This is a genomic window from Saprospira grandis DSM 2844, assembly GCF_000275825.1.
Classification (GTDB): domain Bacteria; phylum Bacteroidota; class Bacteroidia; order Chitinophagales; family Saprospiraceae; genus Saprospira; species Saprospira grandis_A.
The window spans coordinates 2,897,771-2,922,818 of the sequence record NZ_JH719942.1 but is presented as its reverse complement, the minus strand read 5'-3'; the positions used below and the strand labels follow the sequence as shown (position 1 = coordinate 2,922,818).

Annotated in this window: 18 protein-coding genes; 9 read left to right on the top strand and 9 right to left on the bottom strand. The window is 47.8% G+C overall.

Going from position 1 to position 25,048, the window contains the following annotated elements:
- Window positions 1–103: 103 nt before the first annotated feature.
- The 3 genes from SAPGRDRAFT_RS13375 (at window position 104) to pth (ending at window position 2,186) form a co-directional block, all read left to right on the top strand.
- Window positions 104–523, top strand: a complete 420-nt coding sequence (locus SAPGRDRAFT_RS13375; protein ID WP_002659762.1) for a DUF2892 domain-containing protein — start codon at window positions 104–106, stop codon at window positions 521–523.
- A 320-nt stretch (window positions 524–843) separates the two neighbouring features.
- A complete protein-coding gene (locus SAPGRDRAFT_RS13370) occupies window positions 844–1,434 on the top strand; it encodes a 50S ribosomal protein L25 (protein WP_002659761.1) in 591 nt (196 codons plus the stop codon).
- A 131-nt stretch (window positions 1,435–1,565) separates the two neighbouring features.
- Window positions 1,566–2,186 (top strand): aminoacyl-tRNA hydrolase, encoded by a 621-nt coding sequence (gene pth / locus SAPGRDRAFT_RS13365; protein WP_002659760.1) that lies wholly within the window; start codon window positions 1,566–1,568, stop codon window positions 2,184–2,186.
- 51 nt (window positions 2,187–2,237) lie between these two features.
- On the opposite strand, the gene SAPGRDRAFT_RS13360 is transcribed toward pth, so the two are convergent.
- From SAPGRDRAFT_RS13360 to SAPGRDRAFT_RS13345, 4 genes are all read right to left on the bottom strand, one after another.
- On the bottom strand, window positions 2,238–2,699 hold the full coding sequence (locus tag SAPGRDRAFT_RS13360) for an acyl-CoA thioesterase (RefSeq protein ID WP_002659759.1): 462 nt from the start codon (window positions 2,697–2,699) through the stop codon (window positions 2,238–2,240).
- Window positions 2,700–2,894: 195 nt separating this feature from the next.
- Window positions 2,895–4,052, bottom strand: coding sequence for a hypothetical protein (locus tag SAPGRDRAFT_RS13355; protein ID WP_002659753.1), 1,158 nt, complete (start codon window positions 4,050–4,052; stop codon window positions 2,895–2,897).
- Window positions 4,053–4,064: 12 nt separating this feature from the next.
- Window positions 4,065–5,018, bottom strand: a complete 954-nt coding sequence (locus tag SAPGRDRAFT_RS13350) for a hypothetical protein (RefSeq protein ID WP_002659752.1) — start codon at window positions 5,016–5,018, stop codon at window positions 4,065–4,067.
- A gap of 11 nt (window positions 5,019–5,029) precedes the next feature.
- Entirely contained in the window at window positions 5,030–5,632 is a 603-nt protein-coding gene (locus SAPGRDRAFT_RS13345; RefSeq protein WP_002659751.1) for a 1-acyl-sn-glycerol-3-phosphate acyltransferase, read from the bottom strand.
- 408 nt (window positions 5,633–6,040) lie between these two features.
- Between SAPGRDRAFT_RS13345 and hemW the strand changes: the two genes are divergently transcribed.
- Window positions 6,041–7,183: a radical SAM family heme chaperone HemW gene (hemW, locus tag SAPGRDRAFT_RS13340; RefSeq protein WP_002659750.1), complete on the top strand. Its 1,143-nt coding sequence runs from the start codon at window positions 6,041–6,043 to the stop codon at window positions 7,181–7,183.
- A 354-nt stretch (window positions 7,184–7,537) separates the two neighbouring features.
- On the opposite strand, the gene SAPGRDRAFT_RS13330 is transcribed toward hemW, so the two are convergent.
- A complete protein-coding gene (locus SAPGRDRAFT_RS13330) occupies window positions 7,538–8,986 on the bottom strand; it encodes an aminoacyl-histidine dipeptidase (RefSeq protein ID WP_002659748.1) in 1,449 nt (482 codons plus the stop codon).
- A gap of 913 nt (window positions 8,987–9,899) precedes the next feature.
- Here SAPGRDRAFT_RS13330 and SAPGRDRAFT_RS13325 point away from each other — a divergent pair.
- The 3 genes from SAPGRDRAFT_RS13325 to SAPGRDRAFT_RS13315 are packed head-to-tail and all read left to right on the top strand — an operon-like array spanning window position 9,900 to window position 13,213.
- Window positions 9,900–11,171 (top strand): hypothetical protein, encoded by a 1,272-nt coding sequence (locus tag SAPGRDRAFT_RS13325; RefSeq protein WP_002659745.1) that lies wholly within the window; start codon window positions 9,900–9,902, stop codon window positions 11,169–11,171.
- An 18-nt stretch (window positions 11,172–11,189) separates the two neighbouring features.
- Window positions 11,190–12,470 (top strand): hypothetical protein, encoded by a 1,281-nt coding sequence (locus SAPGRDRAFT_RS13320; RefSeq protein WP_002659743.1) that lies wholly within the window; start codon window positions 11,190–11,192, stop codon window positions 12,468–12,470.
- 8 nt (window positions 12,471–12,478) lie between these two features.
- Window positions 12,479–13,213: a hypothetical protein gene (locus SAPGRDRAFT_RS13315; protein ID WP_002659741.1), complete on the top strand. Its 735-nt coding sequence runs from the start codon at window positions 12,479–12,481 to the stop codon at window positions 13,211–13,213.
- Window positions 13,214–13,619: 406 nt separating this feature from the next.
- Here SAPGRDRAFT_RS13315 and SAPGRDRAFT_RS13310 read toward each other — a convergent pair whose 3' ends face one another.
- From SAPGRDRAFT_RS13310 to SAPGRDRAFT_RS13300, 3 genes are all read right to left on the bottom strand, one after another.
- Entirely contained in the window at window positions 13,620–15,194 is a 1,575-nt protein-coding gene (locus SAPGRDRAFT_RS13310) for a reverse transcriptase family protein (protein ID WP_002659739.1), read from the bottom strand.
- Window positions 15,195–15,826: 632 nt separating this feature from the next.
- Window positions 15,827–17,494, bottom strand: a complete 1,668-nt coding sequence (locus SAPGRDRAFT_RS13305; RefSeq protein WP_002659736.1) for an SWIM zinc finger family protein — start codon at window positions 17,492–17,494, stop codon at window positions 15,827–15,829.
- An 11-nt stretch (window positions 17,495–17,505) separates the two neighbouring features.
- Complete coding sequence (locus SAPGRDRAFT_RS13300; protein WP_002659735.1) at window positions 17,506–20,676, bottom strand: WGR domain-containing protein; 3,171 nt, start codon at window positions 20,674–20,676, stop codon at window positions 17,506–17,508.
- A 778-nt stretch (window positions 20,677–21,454) separates the two neighbouring features.
- Between SAPGRDRAFT_RS13300 and SAPGRDRAFT_RS13290 the strand changes: the two genes are divergently transcribed.
- Window positions 21,455–22,687 carry a DNA/RNA non-specific endonuclease gene (locus SAPGRDRAFT_RS13290; RefSeq protein WP_002659730.1) on the top strand — a complete coding sequence of 411 codons (1,233 nt, stop codon included), beginning with the start codon at window positions 21,455–21,457 and terminating at the stop codon, window positions 22,685–22,687.
- A 184-nt stretch (window positions 22,688–22,871) separates the two neighbouring features.
- Entirely contained in the window at window positions 22,872–23,678 is an 807-nt protein-coding gene (locus SAPGRDRAFT_RS13285) for a class I SAM-dependent methyltransferase (RefSeq protein ID WP_002659728.1), read from the top strand.
- Between the two features lie 64 nt (window positions 23,679–23,742).
- Here the strand turns inward: SAPGRDRAFT_RS13285 and SAPGRDRAFT_RS13280 are convergent, their stop codons facing one another.
- Window positions 23,743–25,044, bottom strand: coding sequence for a muramidase family protein (locus tag SAPGRDRAFT_RS13280; RefSeq protein WP_002659726.1), 1,302 nt, complete (start codon window positions 25,042–25,044; stop codon window positions 23,743–23,745).
- Window positions 25,045–25,048: the final 4 nt, after the last annotated feature.

Below are 25,048 nucleotides of genomic sequence, written 5' to 3'. Positions count from 1 at the left end.
CAAAAAAATATACGCTATTATTGAATAAGCGAGCAGCAAGCTACAATAAACTCATATAATAATAGTAAATTAAAGGCTCAAACAGGCAGTTATCCAACAGCTTATGAAAACGAGAAATCAAATAGACCAATCTATCGATGAATTGCTGAACCGCATCGAGCAAGAGTGCCAGGAAGATCCCGACACCCTACTCAGCATTCATCCAGCCCACTATACCACCGAACACCTCTTCCAACTACGAGGGCGTTGGCAACAACGCAACCGAGAATACCAACGGCTGTCCAGAATTATCTTTGCCGCCGGCATCGCCTCCCCCACTTTCTTCGGCATCGGCATGCTGGGCTTTTGGTCTTGGGCCCTGCTCGGCCTCATTTTTCTGCCCATCGCCGCCACCGCCTTTATGTTTTTTCTGCTCGGTAGCATCTGGCTATCTGCAAAATATAAAAGTAGTGGCTACCAACAAGCTATCCTCAAAGCCATTGATGAAGAACTCAAGGAAAGAGGACAATTTCTAGATCATTAAGTAGGGGCCTCCGCAGCAAGCTGCGGCGCTACGTTGCGGGGCTCGCAAGTCTGCTCGGCCCATCGCCAGCAAGCTGGCTCGGTCTGGCCTTCGGCCACCCCTCCACATCGCTAGGCCGGTCGCTTCGCTCCCCCAAACCCAAGACAAAGGCAAAAAAGCTGGCAAGATTTCTCCAAAAACTTGATTAAAAGAATATTTTGTCTATCTTTGCAACACTTTTGTAAAGCAGAAAGAAAGCCAGTGAGGGCCAAATGCCACACTAGCTTCTTTTAATTTTTATAGACAACGCTTAGTTATACTAATACAAATACGCATTTCTGATGAAAACGATTGAATTTGAGGGCCAACTGAGAAGCAACCTAGGAAAAAGCAGCAGCAGAGAACTTCGCAAAGAAGGGCGCATTCCTTGTGTGGTTTACGGAAATGGCGAAAACCTCCACTTTACAACTACTGCTCTTGAGATCCGTGATCTCATTTACACTGACGAACTTCGCAAGGCTAGCATCAAATTAGGTGACAAAACTGTTGAAGCAATCGTTAAAGATGTGCAGTTCCACCCTGTAACCGACAAAATCCTTCACATGGATTTCCAAGCTATCGTAGCTGGCCAAACTTTGAAAACTGAAGTGCCTATCCGCCTTGTGGGTAGCTCTAAAGGACAAAAAGTAGGGGGTACGCTAGTACAAAAAATGCGCAAGCTCAAAGTATTGATCCAACCCGAAAGCCTTTGCGCTTACATCCCTGCTGATGTAAGTCCCTTGGACCTAGGTAAGTCAATGCGTGTACGCGATATCCAAGTTACTGAAGGTATCGAAATTATGACCAATAGCAGCATTCCCGTTGCTTCTGTTGACATTCCTCGTGCTTTGCGTTCTGCTCAGTCTAAAGGTGCTGCAGAAGAAGAAGCATAAACAAAAGGAAAGCTTTCCTTTGCAAAACGCAGTTCAATGCCTATTGAGCTGCGTTTTTTATTTGAAGAAAAATGATTGCTTGGATTAAACAACTTTTTGCTAGCCCCGCTAGCCCCAAAAGTATAAACCCTATGAAGTATCTTATTGTAGGCCTGGGAAATATTGGCGCAGAATATACCGAAACCCGCCACAATATTGGCTTCAAAGTAGCCGATGCCTTGGCCCAAAGCCTAGACGCCAAATTTGAAACAAAACGCTATGGCGATCTGGCCCAAGGAAAATATAAGGGCCGAAAACTACTCATCCTCAAGCCTTCTACTTACATGAATTTGAGTGGAAAAGCCCTACTGTACTGGATGAAAAAAGAAAATATTGGCCTAGACAATGTCCTGGTCCTTGTCGATGACCTCAATATCAACTTCGGAACAATCCGCCTGAGAGGCAAAGGCGGAGCCGGTGGCCACAATGGCCTCAAAAGCATAGAAGAAGAATTGGGCCACAATAATTACCCCCGCCTAAGAATTGGTATTGGCAACAACTACCCCAAAGGCCGACAAGTAGAGTTTGTTTTGGGCAAATGGAGCCCCCAAGAAATAGAACTGCTGCCCAAAGTTATCCGCCACTGCCAAGGCGCCTGCAAAAGCTATAGCTTTTTGGGCCTAGCCAATAGCATGAACCTAAGCAACAAAAAACTCTTTGCCCCACCCACTAAGCAAACAGAAGTAGACAAAGACGATTTGCCTGAAGTATAAAAGCAAAAGGGCGGCCCGCAATTGCGGGCCGCCCTTTTGACGCTAAAAACACTACTTAAAGCGGTAATAAGTGGGCTCCTTCCACTCAAAATCTTTGTGGCGAGGCAACTCATCAATAACAGCAGCCACCAAATCGGGCCAAGGAGCCGTAATTTTACGAGCCTGCATATCAATCCAGCTGCCATCAATAAGGACCTTGGCCGCTAGCTTGCCATTCTCCTTGCGGACCTCCTGCTCTATGGTATAAAATGTATAGTCTGCCGTAGCCGCTTTGAGCAACATATTAAAACTGAGCTTTTCGTGCATTTGAGTTTCTCGGATATAAGTGCTTTGCTCTCTGAGCAAAATAGCCCCCAAACCCTTTTTGGCCAAATCTTGCAAGGGAAACCCCTGCTGGGCAAAAAAACTAATCCGAGTGTGGGCCGCATACTGGCTGTAAGAGGTATGACGCATATGCTGATTGGGATCCATATCGGCCCAAATTACCTCTACTTCCTTTTCATAAGGTTTCATAATAGAATATTAAATTTGATTGATGATTTTCAGTGAGTGCTGGCGTCCTACAGGCCCGAAGGGCCGCAGGCCTAGCGATGTGCAAGGGGGGCCGTCAGGCCAGACCAAGGCGCTGCAAGCGCCGCAGGGCCGAGCGAATAGCGAGCCCTGAAACGTAGCGCCGCAGCTTGCTGCGGAGGCCCCAAAAAAAGAACATTAAGGTAAGGCTTGCACCGCCTTTCTAATCATGTAGCGATTGAGCCAAAGGATGCCGAGAGCCAAAAATAGGGCGCTCAAGAGGACCGTAAAATGTGGCCAATGGCCAATGGCATAGCCCTCTTGACTGAGCAAATAGCCTAGGCCAAACTTGAGCGGCAGCAAAATCGAAAAGACCCCAAGGAGGATATAAACCAGCAGTAAATTGAGCTTTTGGCCCAAAACCTTAGCAATTTGCTCTTGGCGATAACCGAGCTGTAGAAGTAGTAAAATACTGCTTTGCGCTTGGCTAACCAAGAGGCGATAATTGAGCAAAAGGACCAAAACGGACAGGCTGATGATGGCCGTGGCCAAGAAAAGCAAAAAGGCCAACAGGAGGAAAATCCCCTGCTTCAACTCGCCCCCAATTAGGCTATTTCGGCTCAGTTCATAGCTTTTTTCTTCTAGATAATTGGCCAAAGACTTTTGAAAAGGATTATCCGTTTGCAAAATCAGCTGGCTCACCTTAGGCTGCTCATAGCCAAACTGCTGATTGCTGGCCTCCAAAAAACTAGCGGGAACCAAAATCGAGTTAAATTTTCGACTCAGGCCCACCACCTTAGCCTTATAGTTTTTGCGTTTGTTTTTTCCCCGAATATCAAAATCGAAGAAAAAAGAGCCCAGCATATCGGCACTGACCTTAGGCAAGCCTTGGCTAGGGCCAAAACCATAGTTATAGAGGCTGAGATAGTCATTGGACAAGACCACCGGCACAAAGGGATCGCCCTCGCTCCATTGGAAATCGCTGCTATCTATGTCGACATAATCTAGAGGGACCGACTGGCAGAACAGCAGGGTAGAAAAGCCCAACTGCGGCACACGAGCCATCAATTCATAGCGATTGGAGCGAACGGGAGCCAGATCTTGGCAAAAGCCCTGGGCTCGAATATCGGCAATTTCCGCCTCGCTAAAGCTTTTTTCTCCGCTCAGCCCCTCTACCCTTTTTTGTAGGACCAAAAGATTTTCCTCGCTAGCGCCATTGGCTAGCGTTTGTACATCCCAGAAAATCTGTAGGCTAAACAAAAGCAGAAAGAGCCCCAAAAAAAGGCCAATAGCCGCTCCCCAAACTTGCCAGGGCGAGCGGCTTTTCCATAATAATTTTTGCAATAAAGGCTTCATAGCATTGGCAGCTTAGAGGAAACGGCGGCGGATCCATTTGATAAAATCCTTGGCCAAATCCTGCTTTTCTTTTTTCATCCAGTCTCCTTCTGGAATCAATTTATTTTCTAGATACTCTCGGGCCTGATTAAAGTCATCGGCCTTGCGGTTAAAGTAGTCAATGGCCTCATCAAAGCGGCTTGCATCGCCAGCAAAGAGCTCCCCAATATAACGGAACCGTTGGCCCACCCCAATACTTCCTTTTAGGTCGCTGATGGGCTTTTGTTGCAAGCGACTCATAAGGTCCGTAGCCTGCTTAAAGACAAAAAGAGCTTCGTATTCTTCCTTATTGGCAGCTGCGGGCTCCTCTTTCGGGGCTTCGACAACAGGCGGCGCTTCTTCTTTGGGCACTTCTTTTTCTACAACAGCTGCAGGCGGTTGTTCTTCTACTTTGGTCGTTTCTACAATAGGAGTAGCTGGCTCCTCTACTTTCTCTTCCTCTACTTTTTTCTCCTCCTCTTTTTCGCTAGGCAGTTCTAGTTCGGGCAAAATTTCCTCGGGCAATTGAGCCTCTTCCTCTTTTGCTTCCTCTGTCGCCCGATGGCGTACTGGCTCGGGTTTCTCTTCTTCTAGAGCAGGCTGTTTCTCTTCTTCCTGAACTTTTTCCTCGACCACAGGCGGTTCTACGGGAGCTAGAATTTCTTCCTTTTCCTTGGGCAGTTCTGGGACTTCATTTAAGAAGATTTTTGGGCCTGTTTTTTTGGGCGCTTCTTTTTTGGGGCTTTTGGGCGCTTCCTCTTTTGCTATTTTGGGCTTGCTGGTCAAGGCTGGAGCTTCCTCCTCCTTGGCCAAGGCCAATTCATAAAAGCCTCTAATTTTTTGCAAAACGAGATCTACCTCTAATTGACTAATGGGTTGCGATTGCTCGATGCGCTCCAATAGGATTTGGAACTGGGCAATCTCTTCTTTTAGGGCTTTAAGTTTCATGCTAATTTATTTTATGAGCAGCGGTTGGGCTGGTAATATGTTTCGTCAAGGGCAAAAAGTTCGGGATTTTTTCCCAGTATGTCCTTATAAAAGCACATAATTTCGGCCATATCCTTGGCAATATCTCCAGAAGGATGTATGGCCTTGCCAATTCCCCCCTCTTTTTTCGCATAATCTAGCCAACCAAGCAAGATAGGCACCTTAGCCTTTAGGGCCACATAATAAAAGCCCGTTTTCCATTTGACCACCTTAGAGCGGGTTCCTTCAGGCTCCATAATGATGCAGAGCCGCTCTTGGCCCTCAAATAAGTTGGCAATAACATCGACCATAGAAGGGCGCTCCACCCCTTCTTTTTTGGGCTTTCGGTTGATTCCGATCCCTCCCATCATTCTAAAAAACCAGCCAAAAGGGGGCCGCATATAGTCATCTTTGATGGTGTACTTAATGGGAACGCCTAGCTCGGCCATGGCAGCCATAGTAATGGGGTAATCCCAGTTGGTGGTATGCGGGGCCGCAATAAGTACGCAGTTGCCTTGGGCCTCTTGGGGAATACTGGGGTGAATTTTCCAGCCCGCTAGTTTGAGGTAGAACTGGCTAATTATTTTCTTGATCATTGGCTCTTATTTTTTCAAAAATACAACTAAAAAAGAGGCTTTTCGCCAGAGCTGTATATTTAGTAATCATTTAATACACCCTCTATAGTCTGCTTAATGTAGTAGCTTCCACAAAAAAAGCATCCTGGCGCTGCTACACCAAGATGCCCAATAGGCATACACCTATTCTCATGAAAAATCTACTAATTGTAAGGGCAAGCTGCTTTATTTCTTACCCTTTGCTGCTTAGCTAAGATAAGGATTTATTCTTAATAGGCCCTTATTTTAAAAGAACTTTATCATTTCCATTAAAAAGCTAATAATCAATATTTTTGCAAGCTTGCCAGAAGAAGTATTGATGGCGGAGCAAATCCCCCTTTTCCAATATTTTATTTTAATTTTGTGCCCTAACCATCAGACCTCTCCTCTATGTCGGCACTCTATATCCATATCCCCTTTTGCAAGCAAGCTTGCCACTATTGCAATTTCCACTTCTCTACTTCCCTAAAATATAAAGGGCAGATGCTTGAAGCCATTAGCAAAGAGCTGCTTCTGCAAAAAGATTATCTCCAAGGCGCCAAACTGCAATCGGTCTATTTTGGTGGTGGCACCCCCTCCCTGCTCTCCGCCGCCGAGATTAACCAACTCTGGTCCATTATCAAAACACACTACCCCCTCGGCCCAAATATGGAGGTCACCCTAGAGGCCAATCCAGATGATATGAGCCTCGATAAACTCCGTAGCTATAAGTTACATACCCCCATCAATCGCCTTAGCATCGGCCTGCAATCCTTTTTGCCCAAAGAACTGAGCTATATGAACCGCGCCCACTCCGCAGAAGAAGCCGAGAACTGCCTGGCCAATGCCCTGGCCGTGGGCTTCAACCAACTTTCTGTAGACCTTATCTATGGCGGCCCCTTCCTCTCTAATGAGGATTGGCGAAAAACAATCCGAAAACTCTTCGCCTTCCAAGTCCCTCACCTCTCCGCCTATGCCCTCACCCTAGAACCCAATACCCCCCTCGAACATCTTATCCGACGCAAGAAGTTGCCGACCCTAGATGAAGATAAAGCCGCCCGACATTTCGAAATCCTCCTCGAAGAATGCCAACTTCACGACTATGAACAGTACGAGATTTCTAATTTCTGCCGCAATGAACAGTATGCCCAACATAATTCGGCTTACTGGAAAAGCCAACCCTATCTCGGCATCGGCCCCTCGGCCCATAGCTTCAATGGCCATAGCCGACAATGGAATATTGCTCATAATATGAAGTATATTAAGGCCCTAGAAAATAATGAATTGCTCTTCGAAAAAGAAGAGCTCTCCCCCACAGAACAATTTAATGAGCTGCTTATGACCCGCCTGCGCACCAAATGGGGCCTCTCTCTCTTAGAGGTGGAACAACGCTGGGGAACAAGCACTAAAAATCAACTGCTGCAAACTATCCAACCCTTTATCCAAGATGATTTGGCCCAACTCCAAAATGAACATATCTATCTCAGCAATGCAGGCAAACTCCTGAGCGACCATATTATTGCCGAGCTGTTTCTAGAGGATAGCCCTGCCTAAGTTTTCTTTTCTTCTGCTTTTTTGGGGCTGCCCCTGCGGCCTGCGGCCTTGGGTCGGGCCATTGCACAGCTCGCTGTTCGCTCGGCCCTTCGGCGCTTGCAGCGCCTCGGTCTGCCGCCTTCGGCGGCCCTGCTACAGCCCCTCAGCCGAGGCGCTGCGCGCCTTTGCGGCGGCTTCGCCGCCTGCTCAAACGCAGAACGGACCGCCAAGAACTTGGCGGTCCGTTTCTATTTGGCCTAGGGGCCTGAAAGGGTGGCCGAAGGCCAGACCCAGCCAGCTTGCTGGCGCAGGGCCGAGCAGACCTGCGAGCCCTGCAAGGGCCCGGCCGCCAAAGGCGGCAGGCCCCAAAACAGACTACTTCAACTGCCCTAAAGCATCTAGCAAATAAGCCCAGAATTTCTGTACCGAACTGATCTGTACCCGCTCATCAGGAGAATGCGCCCCCCGAATGTTGGGCCCAAAAGAAATCATCTGCATCTTGGGGTAATGACGACCCAAAATACCACACTCCAAACCCGCATGACAGGCATTTACATCGGGCTCCTCCTCAAAACGATCAAGGAAAAACTGACGCATTTGGTCCACCAAACTAGAAGCCGGCAAAGGCTCCCAACCCGGATAACTGCCCGACAACTGCGTGTCGGCCCCCAATAGTTCATACAATCCCTGTATGCTCTCGGCCAAGGCCCATTTCTCCGTATCTACGGAGCTGCGACAAAGGCAAAGCACAGTATATTCCCCATTTTTGACCAGCAAACGCGCCAAATTATTAGAGGTTTGAACCAAGCCCTCTATCTCTGGACTCATCCTGAAGATGCCGTTGGGCGTAGCCAATACCGCCGATAAAAGGGCCTTTTGCTCCGCTTCTCCCAACTTGATGGCCGGTAAAGCTACCTCCTCTGCAGTGAGGCTAAGGCTAGGGTCAGTACTGGCATACTCCGCCTTGAGCTCCGCTTCCAAAGCAGCTAGTTGTTCTTTGTATTGGGCCGCTTCTGCCTTGGGCAAAACCACAATGGCCCAGGCCTCTCGGGGAATCGCATTGCGCAATCCACCCCCATCAAATTGGGCCAAAGATAAAGGAGAAAGCGCCCGAAGAACACGGGCCAACAATAAGTTGGCATTGCCCAAACCCTTAATAATATCCATCCCCGAATGTCCACCACTCAAGCCTTTCAAACTGATTTTTAGGGCCAAATCTTCCTCCTTAGCCAAGGCCATAGGCGTATAGCTTCCCGCTACCGAAATATCTACCCCGCCAGCACAACCAATGGTCAATTCTTTGTCGTCTTCTGTGTCCAGATTGAGCAAGTAGTCTGACTTTAACCAGTTGGGGCCCAATCCCAAAGCGCCCGTCATCCCCGTCTCTTCATCTATGGTAAATAGGGCCTCCAAAGGCGGATGCGGAATATCACTACTAGCCAATAGGGCCATAATAGCCGCCACGCCAATGCCATTATCAGCCCCCAAAGTGGTGCCCTTGGCCTTTACCCAATCGCCCTCTACATACATCTCGATGCCCTGGCTCAAAAAATCAAAATCGGTATCCGCATTCTTCTGATGTACCATGTCTAAATGGCTCTGCAAAAGAATAGTAGGACGGTTCTCTAGACCTGCGGTGGCTGGCTTTCGGACCAAAATATTCCCAACCTCATCCTCCTCGGCCACTAATCCCAATTTGGATACATATTCACGCATAAATGCAGATACCGCCTCCTCTTTTTTAGAGGGCCGAGGCACCGCATTTAGCTGACTAAAGGCCTCCCATAGTGCTTTTGGGGCCAATTCTGCTACTTTCTGACTCATGATTATATAGTAATTTGTTAGGCCAAAAAGCTAAGGAAAATTTAGATAAAGCCAAGGAATAAGCCCTATTTCTATCTGGCTTTTGCCTTTTATTTGAACGAAAGGCTTGCCGTAGCCCTCCCAAGGGGTTACTCTACCCCTCCCGAGGGGTTACTCTACCCCTCCTGATGGGTTACTCTACCCCTCCTGATGGCTTCCTCTACCCCTCCAAAGGGGTTACTCTACCCATCCAAAGGGGTTACTCTACCCATCCTGAGGGCTTGCGCTACCCCTCAGGGGGATTCATGCCCCCCCAGAACTTCACTTTAAGCAGCCCTAAAGAGGACCTAAACAGGTCCTAGCGAGGACTAGGGGCTAATCAAAAGAGGGCTTTAATAAGCACTAAAGACCATTTAGTCTGTGGCAATTGAGGACTTGCCTAAGTCCATTGGAGGAGGTAGTAAAATGGAAGCGAGGACTTGCTTAGGTCCATTGAAGGACTTAAGCAACATCAACAGAGGACCTATTAAAGTGCAACTGAGGGGGTAGAGTAGTCCAAACGGCCAATTGTGGGGCTCTTCAGGATTTTGTGTATTAGAATAAAATTTGGGCCTTTAGCTTGTTGGGATTTAGCCAATAGTCGCCCAGGGACAAGCCCCTAGGCTAATCCAATGGAGTCAGCCCTCTGCGAGGGCCTCAACTGTTGATATACAAGGCCTTGTTCAGTTGTTATCGCAGAGAAAAACCTTATCCAAAGGCCCTCTTTAGAGGGCTGTCTAAAAAAGCTAGCCTAGGGGCTTGTCCCTAGGCGCAAAAAGGAGAAACACAAAATTTTAAACAGACTCCAATTACAGTCTATTTAGTAGGCCCTAGCTAAAAGCCCCCTTCTTTTATTTCTAAGATAAAAAGCAGACCTTGAGCAAAAATCAGTCATATGCCACAGCTTATCCACTTTCTTATTTTGCTTTGTTTTCCCTTTTTTCTTTTTGCTCAGCAGCCCTTGCGTTTGGCCGATCGACAGTTAGAGCAGCTGGTCCCTTTAGCTAGTGGAGACTGGGGCTGGAGGCCATTTTTAGAGTTGCCTAGTTCTTTAAAAACAGTAGCTGGCCAAGGAGAAGATATTTGGGCCATTAGTTTGGCCAATGAGTTATTGCACTACAATAGAAGTCGAGCCTATTGGAAAAACCTAGGCCCAATAGAAGCTCTTCCGGCCCTCATTCAAAGGAGTTTTATTTATAAGGGGCAGCTATATTTTCAATCTGGGGCCTTGCTCTACAGCCTAGGGCTAGAAGCCAAGGCCCAGCTATCTGTAGTAAAAAGAGGGCTGCCGCTGCTGTTGTCTAACTGGAGCTATCTGCCTAATCAGGGTCGTTTTTGGGCTATGCAATCTAGTGGAGCGCCTATATTTTTTGAGCCAGAGAGTGGCGTCATTGAACGGCCAAAAAAAACCTGGTTTAGAAATTTTGCTCGGGGGCAAAGCCAGGCCGAGGGACAACTTTGGCCCATAGATGCAGAGCAGTTTTTATACTTTAGTGTAGGGGGCCAGGAGCTCTACCTCCTCAATATGGCCAATTATGAAGCCTATAAGCTGGGCCCCGTTCAGGGCATACAACCCAAGGCCGAAGTCCTTAGCCTCAATGGCCCTAAGCTCAAAAGCTTTCTGCCCGCTACAGCCAGCCGTTTGTATTGGGGCAAAGGCCTGCGAGGGGGGCGCATTAGCTGGTGGCAGCACCCTAGTCCAGAAATTGACCACTTTGAGCTAGAGCGCAAAGAGGGACCCGACAGCCCCTGGCTGATTATTGGCAGCCTCAACGCCTACAACCCACCTCATCAGGCCGGCTTTCATGCCCTAGATGATAGTCGAAAAAGGGGGAAGGCTACGAGCTACCGCCTACTAGCGGTTAATCCTTGGGGCCATAAGCGCTACTTACAAGAAATCTGTTTAGGTCCAGCCTGCCCTAAGGTCCAATTAGGTCCCAATATTTTATCCGCCCAAGAAGATTTACGGCTCTATTTATCGGCCTTAAAGGGAGAATGGCTAAAAATAAAATGGAAAAGGGGCGGTAAAGTCGTTCAAAGCCAAGAAATCTATCTGGATTTACCCACATATCAATTAACTTTGCCCGGACAGGCAGCTGGTCATTATGAGCTGTCTATTGAAAATGCCGACAACTGCCAGCGATTTCAGTTGTTTTATGGTTTTTAGCGAATAAAATCGAGATTATTGGAGACGCAGCAAGCAAAAGCCCCTCTTATTTGGGCCTTAGTGGCTAGTTTGGGCAGTGGATTACTGCTGGCCTTTAGCCTTTCGACATATAGTATTCTATTGACGGCTTTCTTTGCCTTTATTCCTTTGCTTTGGCTTAGTAGAAGGCAGAGCTTTTGGCCTTTTGTAGGCTTTAGTATCTTAAGCAACCTACTTACTTATGGCCTCTTGGCCCCCGAGGCCGTAGAGGCCGTAACCCTATCTATGGGGCTCTTTTCTTGGGCCTTTGTAAGTCTGTTGTTTAGTATTCCCTGGGCCATGCTTTGGCTGATTCATCATCGGCACAATGCCAAATTGGGCTATTGGGCTTTTGTGAGTAGCTATTTGGCCCTAGAGTGGATGCAAGGGCAGTTTAGTGGGCATTGGGCCGGTTGGCAGCTAGGGAGCTTGCCCCTACTTTTTGGAAATAGCTGGCAGGCCTTAACGGTTGTGGGTACTGGAGGCGCTAGTTTATGGATACTCAGCCTGAATATTCAGTTATTTCGCTTTCTCTTTCCGGCCCAAGCCAAAAGTAGAAAAGGCGCTATTTGGGCCGGCATTCCTTTGCTCCTCCTTCCCTTTGTCCTCAGCTTGTTTATGGGGCCAGGGCAAAAGGGAGATTCGGGCAGTTTTACCTATCAATCTACTTATACAAACCAAAAGGGCCGCTTGCTGCTGGGCCAAGCACCAAAAGAAGAGATTCCAGAAAATGCCCTTTATGCTCAAGAAAAAACCTTAAATGATTGGGCCTATTTGGCTGGGCAAGATAGCTTGGGCAGCCTTCGGTTTTGGCAAAAAGGAGAACGCCAACAACTGAGTAGCCAAGCCTTTTCTGTTCGGACCATATTGGGGGTAGAGCAGCGCTTTTTTCAGTTTATCGATTGGCAGGGCTCTCGCCTGCTTTTGCTCAATGCCCATAGCCTAAACCGTACGGCCCCTATCCGAGAGGGCCTGCAAAAAGGAGCACAAACCGTTATTGCCTTTAGTCCAGACAGCAGTTTATCGCCGATTTTATACCGCTCGGCTAGGGCCCGCGCCCAAGAGAGTGGCAGCGATATTATTTTGGTCCAAAATAAGAAAGCTCATCATTTTTTGGCCAATGGCGACTACCAAGCCCTAGAAGATGGCCAAAGTTGCACACCTAAAATATGGAGCCCTACATTTTTTGCCCAATATGGCGATTTACCTGGGCGATTATCTATCTTTTTGGCGGCCTGGTTGGCTTTAGCCAGCATTGTCAAACCCTTCCGTAAAAAATAATTTAGCTCATGAGTATGAAAAATGAAGATATAGAACTCGAACAAGAGGTCCTTCAAGCAGAGTATATGCAGGCCCAACAACCAGCCATTTTGGTCCTTTTGGCCCAAGCTCTTTCTCTGGCCTTCCACCCTTTTCTGATTTTGCTCTACGCCTTTGTCCTTTTGGCCTATTGCAATCCCTTTTTGTTTCGGGTCAGTAGCTTTGCCGCCGTTTTCGAGAATAAGGTCAATAGTATGCTCTTTATTTGGCTGGCCATTTTCTCTTTTGCGGTCCCTCTGCTCACGGTCCTCATGATGCGGGCCCTCAATTTTGTCTCTTCCCTGCAGATGCCTGGCCGCATGGAACGCATCGGCCCCTATATCGTAGTGGGCCTCTTATATATGATCATTTTTGTCAATTTCAAGAATAATCCCGGCGTCCCTCTAGAACTAACGGCCTTTGCTTTGGGCAGCACAATTGCGCTGTTCATCTCTTTTTTCTTCAATCTATTTAGTAAAATTAGTGTGCATACTACAGGCATGGGCGGCCTAGTGGCCATGACGCTACTTGCCGTTAGCAGAAGCTATGATGGCCAAAGCTACTTGTTAATTTGGGTGGTTTTACTGGCCGGCCTAGTAGGTACAGCTCGCCTACTCCTCGGCGCCCATAAAATAAAAGAGGTCTATGGCGGCTATGCCTCTGGCTTTATGGGCCAAATGATCGCCTTCAATTATTTGTTTGCCACTGCTGTCGAACAGATTTAGGGCCTAGGATACTGCTGTTTTGGGGCCTCCGCCTCCCTTTGGTCGTCGGCGCTACGTTGCGCAGCTCGCAGGTCTGCTCGGCCCTGCGCCGCCTTTGGCGGCTGGGTCTGGCCCTTTGGGCCACTGCTGCACATCGCTAGGCCAGTCCTCCCTTCGGTCGGCCTCTAGCGCCTCTTCAAGACTGCTTATTGCCGCTCGCTATTTGCCTTAGATCCCTTTGCTCGGCCTTAATAACTGCTGCACATCGGTTACTCCCTTCAGTCGTCGAACTGCGCCCTAAAGGGCTTGTTGTGGCCAGTCCTCCCTTCGGTCGGCCTCTAGCGCCCTAAACGATATGTACTTTTGGGCCAACAAAAAGCCCCCGCAGTCAAATGACTGCGGGGGCTTTCTTTTTGCCTCGGCTAATTTACCAAAGGCTCCACCATTGCTCCTCATCTTTTTGCTGAGGGTCTACGGGGGTTAAGCTTTCTGCCAAACCAGAGCTGCCCAAATCTACGGCATTCTCTTCTGTTTTAGCTTGTTGTTTTTGGGCCTCATAAGCATATTTTTTGGTGCTAGGATTAGCAAAATAGGCCTTCCATGCTTGCTTGTTTTCTTCCTTGGCCAAAATGCGGTCCACTCGCTCACAAAGCACTTGGCCCTTATCGGCCTGTACCATACGAACATAATTTGCAAAGCCCTTAATGCTAGCCAAAATAAATCCTTGGCCCCATTCTGCGGCTTGATAGCCTTTAGTTTCTATGGTATGCAAACAAGCTCTAAATTTCTTCAAGGTTTTGCGGTCTACAGCCACTTTCTCATTTACCGTAAGGCCCGTTACCTCTTGGCGGCGACCTCTACGCATAATTTTGAGTTTTTTGGGGTGCATCACAAAGCCTTCATCTTGAATAATCTGCTGGGCCTGCCAAATTATACGGCTAATATTGCTCGTATCATTAGCAGAAAAGCTCAGATCATCGGCATAGCGGCTATAGGTCCAGCCTAGTTTTTTGGCTACGCCCTCAAAGCGGCGGTCCATGCGGCGGCAAAGCCAGTTGGTAATAGCTGGACTAGTAGGGGCACCCTGCGGCAAATAGCGTTCTCCCTTTTGGGCATAATACAATTGCCCATCTATTTCTACTTGGTCCACCTCTGGCTCTGTAGTCAATAGGGCAAAAATAATGGCCTGTTGCTCCGAATAGCCCAATCCTTTAAACATCCCCTTCACTCGAGGGTAGGTTACGGTAGGAAAAAAGTCTTTGAGGTCCATATTGATGACCAGCTCTTTTTTCTCATGCAGTTTAGCATTACTCACAATAGAGCGCTGAGGCACAAAGCCATGAGCAGCTTCATGCATCTCTAAGCGAGAAAGCACATTCTCTAGCAGCCAATATTGGGCATTTTTAAGCATAGGACGAGGCGCTGAGATCAGGCGTTTCCCTCCCGTTTTCTTGGCCAAATAAAAGCGCTCATAATGCGATACCGTAGAGAGCTTCCGTTGAAAGCAAAGGTAGCGCAAACGGCCTACAGAAATATCCATAGCCTCTGCCAATTCCTTTATATCCTGAAAGGCCGGTAAATTCAAAGCGGCCAATTTCTCCAGATCCGCTTTTTCTTGGCTCAAGCCAGCAGAATAGTCTTTACCCAAAAAGACAATACTCCGCTCTTTCTTTTCTTGCCAAGCTTTAGCGCGGGCTTCTTTCTCTGCCTTACGGCGCTCCTTGGTCTCCTCTCGGCGAGCTAGGGCATCGGCCATGCGTTTTTTACGCATTTCGGCCAGCATGCGCTCCTTATCTCGGAACATGCGTTGCTTTTCCATCAGCTCACGCAGTTCTCTTCGGAGAGCGCCCTTCTTTTGGATAATCTCCTCAGAGATTTTTGGAGCCTCTTCAGTTGTATCCCAAAAGCCAAGGCGTTTCATTTCTTCTAAGATATATTCCTCTTTAGAAGTTTGGCGGATACGGTCGTAAATCTGTTGACGGGTCATTCTGTGGTCAGACATAGGGAGCAGATTAAGGCAAAAAAAAACTACTTTCAATTTGGGAGAACTAAAGCCGAAGCCTAGCTGGTCCAAAATTGAAAGTAGCTGCAAAAGAAAAAAAGAAGGAGAGAAGATTTACTTCGTACAATCTTAGAACTAAGAGAATCAACTCCAGCGAACTGCCGTAGGTGCCCCTACTACGTCCCCTACAGAGTCTACGACTCGAAACCGCGTAGGGGACGTAGTAGGGGCACCTACGGCAGTTCGCATCATAAAGATTCTTCCTTAGTGAACAGTGAAGAGTAATATCGCTTGAACGCCGAAACAGCGCTCTTTTTGCAAGACTTTGTCTTCTCTTGATCCTTCTTTTCAATATCTATATAGAGATGCTTGTCATCCCCATTTGTCTGTTACAATGATAGATATTCTTTAGCAGCTTGTCAAGTTTTTATTTAAATTTTTTCAAAAAATTATCAAAATAGTGAAGCTTTGGTCCTTTTTGCGGTAGACAGGCGGCGAAGCCGCCGCAGGCCTAGCGATGTGTAAGGGTGGCCGTCAGGCCAGACCGAGGCGCTGAAAGCGCCGAAGGGCCGAGCGAATAGCGAGCCCTGAAACGTAGCGCCTGCCGCAGGCAGGAGGCCCCAAAAAAGTTGCTAGATCAGTTTTCCAGTTTTGCGATTATGGGCCATACGAGTGGCTAGGATATGTTCGCAGGGGCCTTTGCGCAATTTATTCATTTGAAAATGATTGCAATTGCATTCGGCTTGGACCATACGGTCATCGGCATCGATCAGGAGTTGGCATTGGTAATTGCGTTGTTCTCCTTTGATCTGTGCTGACAGTCGAGTTTGGCCATTTTGCTGTGCCTCTGCCGATAAATTGCTGAGGCGGTTTTGGTCCAAAATCTTATTGGCTTTTTCCTCTTGAGGCGAAGCAAAGCGGAGTAATTTCATATCGAGCGGTTCCCGATGCAATTCTCGCAGGCGGTAGACGCCCAAGGTAGGGTCAAAAATCACTCGGCCCGCTTGGGTATAGGCTTGTAAAGAAGCGCTGACGATATCTGTACCTAACTGCAGGCGTTCTGCCAGGCTATCTACGGATTCGAAATAAGTAGTTTTGAGGGCCTCAAAAACGGTTTGTTTGGTCCAATCGTCTACCTCTAAGCGAGGGGCGAGCAGATCAAAGTTGCCCGCTCTGGACCAATCGTTATCGGTCCAGCCAGAAAGGCCCAAAGTAAAGACCATATCTCCCTCGAGTTGGGCCTCATAAAAAGAAGGCAAACCAGATCCGAGAAAGCTGACCGTAAACTTTTTGGCTTGTGGAATCAGGCGCTCTAAGATGAGTAAGCGGCGGCGGCCCCAAATGCGGACCTCCTCTGCTTTTGGCCCATGATAAATAGAGCGGCGGCAGATAATTTCTTTATTCCAAGGTTCTACCACTACTTTAACGGGCTGGCCGGGGCGAAGCTGAAAGCGCAAAGAGCGGGGGCCATGTGTTTCTTTAAAGCGGCGCAAAAGCTGGCAGATGCTGTGAATATCCATAGGATGCAAATCAAAGCGAATGAGCGGCATCGTCATGGCAGAGCTCACTTGAAGGAAGCCGCGGACCCAGCTTTCGGGCAGGTCAATTTTGACCTCCTTATATAAGTCTTGGTCCTCCGTTTGGATTTCAAAGCCAGAAGGATCTACCCGAAAATCGGTTTCCTTATAGTTTCGAATCTTTTGAAACTCATTATAGAGGGCTGCGGAGTAATCGATATTGGTTGTTCCGCAAGAAAACTCATCAATATTTTTAAAGACATTATAGCCACAGCTGAGCTTACCATAAGTAGATTCATCTTGGCTAAAGCACTCAAAGAAAATGCTATCGGGATGAGTAGTGATGACGGGATCTAGTACGATCCAGGCATCAAAATCCTTTTTATAGAGGTAATTAAAATACTCTCTTTGTTTTTTGTAGAAATGTTGCATCACGCCTCGTTCCTGCTCTTCTACCCCAGCCAATTCTACAGAAATATCTTCGATACGTTGTTTGATATTGGCCTCATCTCCGGCGATTTCGCCAAGGTATTGTGCCAGCCAAACCTCTTCTTGTTCTTTGGCCCAGGCCAAATAGGCAGATTTATCTCGGGGTTTGAAGCGAAGGTCAGAAACGACTACGGCATTCAAGGCAGAGATGGCTTCTCTAAAGGCAATTTTCTTATGCAATTGGCCCACAAAAAAAGTAGGCTCGCGCAAACTATCGGGGGCAAAAGACATGGCCGTTTGCCCAGCTTTATTCTTCACAGAGGAAGTTCCTCCATACTTATAATTAAATAACATATTGAGCTAGACTAAGATTGAGTGGGATAATCGTGAATCGCAATAGGCTGTTCGAGCAGGGGATATTGGTCTTGCAAATCGCGTAGCACAATAACGGCTTGCTCCTTATCGCCAATAGCTGCGGTGGCCGAGATAAAAGTAGCTAGATCAGAAAGGAATTGCGCTACTTCAAAAGAAGCTTTGGCCTCTTTGGCCAAAAAGCTCCAGATGCGATCTTTGGCTATTCGGCCCTTATTGACTTGGGCCAAAACGGTATAGAAATAATCGCGTAGCGATAGAATCCGCTCAGGATGTCCAGCCCCAAAGCGCTCTAAATAATTAGTTGCATAGAGTTGTAGTTCTGGACGGGGGTGCTGGCTCAATTGCTCCAAGTACATGGGGCCATCCTCTTCCTCAAAGAAGCGAGTAATGAGCTGGCGACCGAACTGCTGTACATCTTGGCGAACCGAATCGCAGATGCCCACCATCAAACTAGGGTTCCAATCTTCTGCGGTATAAGCTTCTCCAAAGAAAGTAAAGGCAAATTGTCGAGAATCGGCCCAATCTACATCTAGTAGACGCAAAGCTTCTTCTCTTTCGTAGCGCATACGATCTTTTTGCTCCTTAAACATCTTCCAGGCGAGCTCGCGAACGGCTACAATTTCATGATTGGCCAGACGAACGGTATTGGCTACCGACAAAGAGTCATAAGGGATATAGCGATCAATTAAGACGGCGGCCAACTCTTGTGCTGGGGCATATTTTGCATTGAGCAGACGGAAAATAAACTTCCGGTCTACCTCCGCCAAATGGCCCTCTAGTTCGCTAGTTAAGATATCGGCAAAGAGCGCGTGTAAGCCCTCAATTTTTTCTTTGCGGATCAGTTTGCGCAAGAGCTGTTGCATTTGATCAACAGCAAAAGCTTGATTTTGGGCATAGAGTGGGGCCAAAACTTCACGGCTGGCCAAGCGCACATCCTCTTCTCGATGTTCTAAAAGGCCCAAAAGGAAGTCGCCTTCTTGCAAGAGCTTTTGCTCTGAAGAATGGCGGAGCAGTTCTAAGCCATAGCGCCAATAATCGGCTGTTTTGCCAAAGAGATATTGAATATCTTCAAAGGGAATTTGTGTAGCTTCTGCTGCATGGCCCTTAAGCAAATACAAACCGAAGGCTTGTTGCTGTGCCAAAGGCAGGCGTAAAAACTTCCCGATTAAATCTAGGCTGAGTTGTTGAGTTTCGTCCACAAAGTAGCTCTTCAGCAGCGATTCCACCTCTGTCATTAGGAGCTGTTGATCTTGGCCCGAGCGGAGCAAGAAGCCCAGCAAACGGCCCAAAAGCGCTTGACGTTTGGCGGCTTCATACAGCTCCACGATACGTCCCAAGGCCTCTTGGGCCCAATTTCTCAAATCTTTGCGTTGGTGCAATAAGAGACTATAGACCAAATCTAGGTCGGCAAAATAGTCAAAGAAATCAGCTTCTAGCCAAGCCAAAGCCTGTTCTCTGGCCTTTACATAATCATGGTCCAAAAGGTAAAGTAGGATAGCCGTGGGCTTGCCTGACTTTTCATAATTGGCCACAATTTCTTGGAGGGCCCAAGTTTGCAGTGGCTGATAGGGGCGGCTCAATAGCTGTTTCCAGTAAGATAAGCCCAGTCGCTTTTGCAAGCTCTTGGCCATGGGATGGGCCATAAATGCCGTATGGGCAAACTCTAGGACCTTTTGGCTTTTGGCCTCGGCCATTAGGTGCAAAAAGGCCTTGGGTTCCTGCTGCCAGAGCTCGGCATATTTAGTTTCTGAAAGTGGGGCCGGCAAGGGCATATCTGGATCATAATGCTCGCCATACACCCATTCTTGTTTCATGGGAGAATAAACATATCGCTGGCTATTGGCATAAAGAATCTCGTTAAATATTAGCTCCTTAGAATAGCTAGGATAATGATATACGCTGGCAATCCAGCGTTGTTTTTTATTATCAAATCGCCAGTTCTTTTCTCGGCGATCTGTGCGGCCATCTCGGTTATCATCATATTGGAGGAGGAGGCTTGTGGCCATAGCGACATAGGCGATATTTCCTTTTTGCCCCAATTGGTCCAACTCCTTACGCATATAATCGCTAAAGTAGTCCTTGGTCAAATTTGAGAAGGCCAGACGGCTATTTTCTTTTTTCAACTCATCTTTGGGCCGCATACGATTATAGCTGACCCAAACATATTGATTATTGCGGCGGGGCATTCTATACTGCGGGCTCGCTTTTTCAAAACGGTAGGCCAAGGCGCCCCAAAACTGTGCATCCTTGCGAAAGGTGGCCATTTTGAAGAGGCGACGCAGCAAACGGAAGCTATTGGGCCGGAACTCCATTTCGCAAATGACTTCTACTAAGGGCTTGCGACAATAAGGCATGGCAGGAGACAATAAATAAAGCATAGCAAATGCTTCCTCCATGCTTTTATCTCCTTTGGCCTTGCGTAGCTGATAGGCCAAAGCATCATTATCTTTACGATCCAAGGCCTTTTGCCAGAGTTCAGGGAGTTTGGGCAGCTCCTCTTCGAGCAAAGCCTGCTGTCTGGCGGCATCGGCTAGTTCCCAATAGACAAAGGGCGCTAGTTTTTTAGCGCTAGGCGCTTTTTTCTTGCTTCGCCAAAAAGTTAATAAGTTGCTGGGGTCCTCTACGGCTGTATCGAGTTGAGCGGTTGCCCAAAGTAGGCTATAGAGCTCCATATCGTCTATAGATTTGCCTCTATGGTTTTGCTCAAAAAGGGCCCAGCAATAGGGTCCAGCCGCTTTGATGTTGAGGCTGGCGGCACGCCAAGCGACCCTAGACAACTTCCAGTTGCGGGCCTTTTGGGCTGCTGGATCTAGTTGAGCGAGCTGCAAATGGTATAGGATCCAAGCTATTTGGGCGTCCTCTCCTTCTAGAGATTTAGCTGGGGGCTGAATAGCCGCTACTTGCTTGGCCTGACTCTTTTCAGAGACATCCAAATAGCCCTTTTTCATTTTATCCTGTAGCAATTTATTGTACAGACTGCGGGCCTTGGTTTCATCTACAGGGCTGGGCGTTTTGCTGCCCTCTCTTAAAGGGCCGCCCGTTTTCCCATAACGGAAATTTACTAGAAAGGCCCCTGCTTCCAATTCGCAAAGGTCTACTTCATATACTTTATCAGAATTGCCCTGCTTAAAATGCAGGCGCTTTTGTTCTATTAGCTTCATCGGCAAAAGGATAAAATGGGCTTTTTAGGGCTCTGGTCTTAATTTGTAGCTCATATTATCGCTTTTTGATGACATTAGCGATTTTTTTAAGCAAAAAAATGGGGGTTTTTCTTTCTCGCTGCAAAAAGAAGGGTAAAAAGTCAAAGGGCTGATATATTTTGCCGCTAAGCGCCTATTGTTAAACTGTAGTAGGTTGGGTCCAGAAAAAAAAGATAGGACATTCTAGATACGCCCGGAGGAGTTTGTAAACTGCAGATTAGCTCTGGGGATTTCTCTGGGCCATTTTGCAACTGCAGAGGAAGGCTGGCGCAAGGCTAGGGCTGTTTGTGGGCTGCAGCAGCGCCCTAGACGGTTGTTTCTGGCCTATTTCTGGCTGAAGAGCTAGGCGATACGGTTGTTTTTCTCTAAAAAAACCGCCGACAGCACCCCTGAGGGATTCCTTAGGGAATCCCGAGGAGGGGCGGGTGGGCGGGGTCGTGAAAACAAATGAGGAGCGCAGCGACGAATACCGCTTTTGCGAAGGCCCGAAGGGCCGCTGAGGGCCCAGCGCTGCGGAGTGGGTGGCCGAAGGCCAGACCGAGCTGGCGAAGCCAGCGAACGGCCGAGCGAGCAGCGAGCCCCGTAGCATAGCGGCGGCCGCCCGCCCTTTTTGGGGCGGCCGCGGGCCCCAAAAACATAAAAATCAAAATAAACTTTCCTTTAAATAACTGCAGAATGCCCGCATCCCTTTATTGATTCTGTATCTTAGTAGCTCATTCAGCAAAACAAACCATCGCTTATGCGTCAACTTACTTTATGGGCCTTTATCTTGGCCCTACCGGCTTGCCTTTGGAGCCAAAACCTTGGTCAAGAACTACAAAAACTAGAAGCCCAAAAGCAAAGCCTAGACGAACAAAAAGCCGCCCTTATTGAGCAAATTGAAAACATCCGCCTACAAAAGATTAGAGCCGATTTGAAGAAAGTGGGATTGCCCAAAGATGGCGTAAAAGGGGAATTGGTAGAGCATGCCGCCATGATTCTGAACTATTCGGAGGCCCATGAACAGGCCGCCTGGGTGGCCCATATTATTCCGCCCGCCATGATGGAAGGCAACCTTAGCCGAACCAATGATTTTAGAGAAGATGAGCTGGTGAGTAGCGGAACTGCGGTAAAAGCCGACTACTGGTATAGTGGTTACGACCGTGGGCATTTGGCCCCTTCTGCGGATTTCCGCTGGTCCAAAACGGCCATTAGTGAGTCCTATTATTACTCTAACATGAGCCCCCAATTGCCCGAATTTAACCGAGAGGGCTGGGCCGATTTGGAGCGCTGGGTCCGAGGAGCTGTCTTTTCTCACAAACGCTCGATCTTGGTCATTACTGGCCCTATTTTGAAAGAGGGCTTGCCGCAAATTACGCAAGGCCCAAATAAAGTGAGCATTCCCGAGGCCTTTTTCAAGGTGGTTTTGGACCTAGAGGCCGAGCAGCCCAAAGCCATCGGTTTTATCATGAAAAATGGCCACTGCAACAACCCCACAATCAGCTATGCCGTCTCGGTAGATGAGGTGGAGGCCCAAACGGGCTTAGATTTCTTTAGCAATTTGCCCGAAGCGGAAGAAAAGCGCCTAGAAGCCATGAAGGACCCTTCTAGCTGGGAGAAAACAACGGAAGGTCGCCTGGCCGATGTTCCTCCCCTCAGCAATGAGGAGTTGCCCAAAGACTGTATCAGCACCGCCGATGCCCCCGTCTTTATGAACCAAAAAGCCTGCGTTTGCGGCACAGTGGTATCCACCAAGAAAACCAAATCGGGCTCTGTCTTTATCAATCTGGACACAAAATTTCCCAACCAGATTTTTTCCGTAACCATCTGGGGCAAGGATATCAAGCATTTTTCTTATTCGCCAGAGACGGAACTCTATGGCAAGCAAATTTGTGTAAAGGGGAAAATTACAGATTACAAAGGGACACCTACCATGAATATCGGCCATGAAAAGAAGGTGGAGTTTATGGAGGAGATGCCAGATAAGAAGTAGGATTTGGGGCTGCCCCTCGCCTATCGGCTCGGGTCGGGCTGTGCCGGGCTCGCAGGTCTGCTCGGCCCTGCAGTTTTTTTCGCTGCGCTTCAAAAAACTTGGGTCTGGCCCTGCGGGCCACCCTTTCCATCCCTCAGCCTGCGGCCCTTCGGGCCTGTCCCATCCAAAAAAATCAATCCATCGCATGAATTACCAAGAACAAATTTTGGCCAATAAGGCCGTTTGGGAGCAAAGAGCGGCTTTGCATCCCGAAACTGAATTTTATCAGCAAGACGCTTTTATGCAAGGGCAAACGAGCTTGCAGTCTATAGAGCGCTCCTTATTGGCGACCGACTTATCGGGCAAACGAGTCTTACATCTACAATGTCATTTTGGGCAAGATAGTCTGTCTTTGGCCCGCATGGGCGCAGAAGTCGTGGGCCTAGACCTCTCCGAAACCGCCATTGCCAAGGCCCAAAGCCTAGCCAAAGCGCTCAACCTCAATGCCCGTTTTTACCAGGGTAATGTACTAGACGCCCAAGAGGTTTTGGCCCAAGAAGCCCCCTTTGATCTCATCTTTTGTTCTTATGGGGTGGTCTATTGGCTACCCGATCTGCTGCAATGGGGCCAAGAAATTGGGCCCTTACTCAAAAGGGGGGGAGAATTTATGCTGGTCGAGTTTCACCCTATCGTCTGGATGTTTGATGACAACTTTAGCTATATCCAATATAGCTACTTTGACCAGGGCGCTATTGAAACCGAAGAAGAGGGCAGCTATGCCAACAGAGAAGCCGAGATCCTAGGAAAATCTTATGGCTGGAACCACAGCCTTTCCGAAATGACCGCCGCCCTAACCGAAGGAGCAGGCTGGCAACTCAGCTACCTCAAAGAGTATAAGTTTTCGCCTTACAATTGCTTTAATAATACTGTAGCGCATCCCAAAGGCTACCAAATCAAGGGCCTAGAGGATAAAATTCCTATGGTGTTTGCTTTGGGCGCCCAACGGCCCTAGCGAAAACGCAAAAAGGGGCGCTCGCCAATAGCGAGCGCCCCTTTTCTATTTGGGCAAAGATAATTTAGTTGGCTAAGCCCACAATTAACTCTTGATCGATGCTCGCCTTTTCGGTAGGCAGCTTGTTAACTTGGACCAATTGCGTCATGGTCAGGCCGTATTTTTTGGCAATATCATAAAGGTTTTCACCTTGTCGGACCACATGCACCTTATACTTCTTCCCTGATTTCTCATCGGTACGGATATAAGGATTGGGGTCTACATAACTTCCATCATTGACCACCTTAATTCGGCGGCCTCTATCGATTTTAGTCGAGCTCAGGCCATTGAGCCCCATGAGAACATCTACTCTTGTATTATATTTCTCGGCAATCTTATAGAGATTATCATTCTCTTGCACAATATAATAGTTGGGGTCATTATTGACCACAGCAGGCGTTTTTTCGCTAGTTTTCTTCTCGGCAGGGCCCGCTTGTTTTTTTGTTTCGGCTGGAATAGGTTCGGCATCAAAGGGAGAACGGAGTCCACCATGCATCACCCCCTTTCGTGCTTTTTGGTCTTCGGCAGAAGTCGCCCCAGCTCTTTTCTTTTGCTCATCGGCTGACTTAGTTCCTCGGCTAGCGATGCCATTTTCTTCCTGCATTTTTTGGTAGCAAAGGGCTCGGATATGTTCGGGGATGGTCTTCTTGTCTATTCTTTTCAGTTGCAGGCTACCGCTTTGTTGTTGAACTAGGTAGAGTCCGATTCCCTCTAAAAAATAGAGGTTTTCAGAAAGGCGGGCTTGCAGGCGGTCAAAAGAGCGAAACTGTCGTTGTTTGAGGCAGCTCAATTGGTCATTATCGACAAAGAGGACCTTTCCTTCGGGGGTAGCGTCTAGGTCTTCACCGCTATTGATTTCGTTGGCGGCATAGACAAAGCTATGTCGGCGGTCCTTATAGCTCAGCTGCTTATCATTTTCGGTATAGCTAGCAATTTGGCTCACCTGATGGATATGGTAGCGTTTGGTTTGTTCATTATAGACGGCAATATTCACTGATTTTTTCAGGCTATTGACCTCTTGAATAAACTGGCCATTGATGCTGCTTAAATCTGCACAGCCTAGGGCTTTTTGGGGAAGCGCTTCTAAGAGTTCTGCATTTAGGTTGTTGGTCTTTACTCTAAAGGCCAACTTTTGTTTTGGGGAAACTTGCAACATAAAATCATGAAAGGCTGATTCTGTATATTTATCGACGGCCTGATATTCATATTCCTGCATACAATTGGCATCAAAGAGCAGAATATTTTCGCTAGCAGTTTGTGCTTGGGCCAAGCTGCTTCCGAGGGTGGCGGCAGCAAATAAAAAGGATTTCCAAAGACGTTTTTTCATAGTG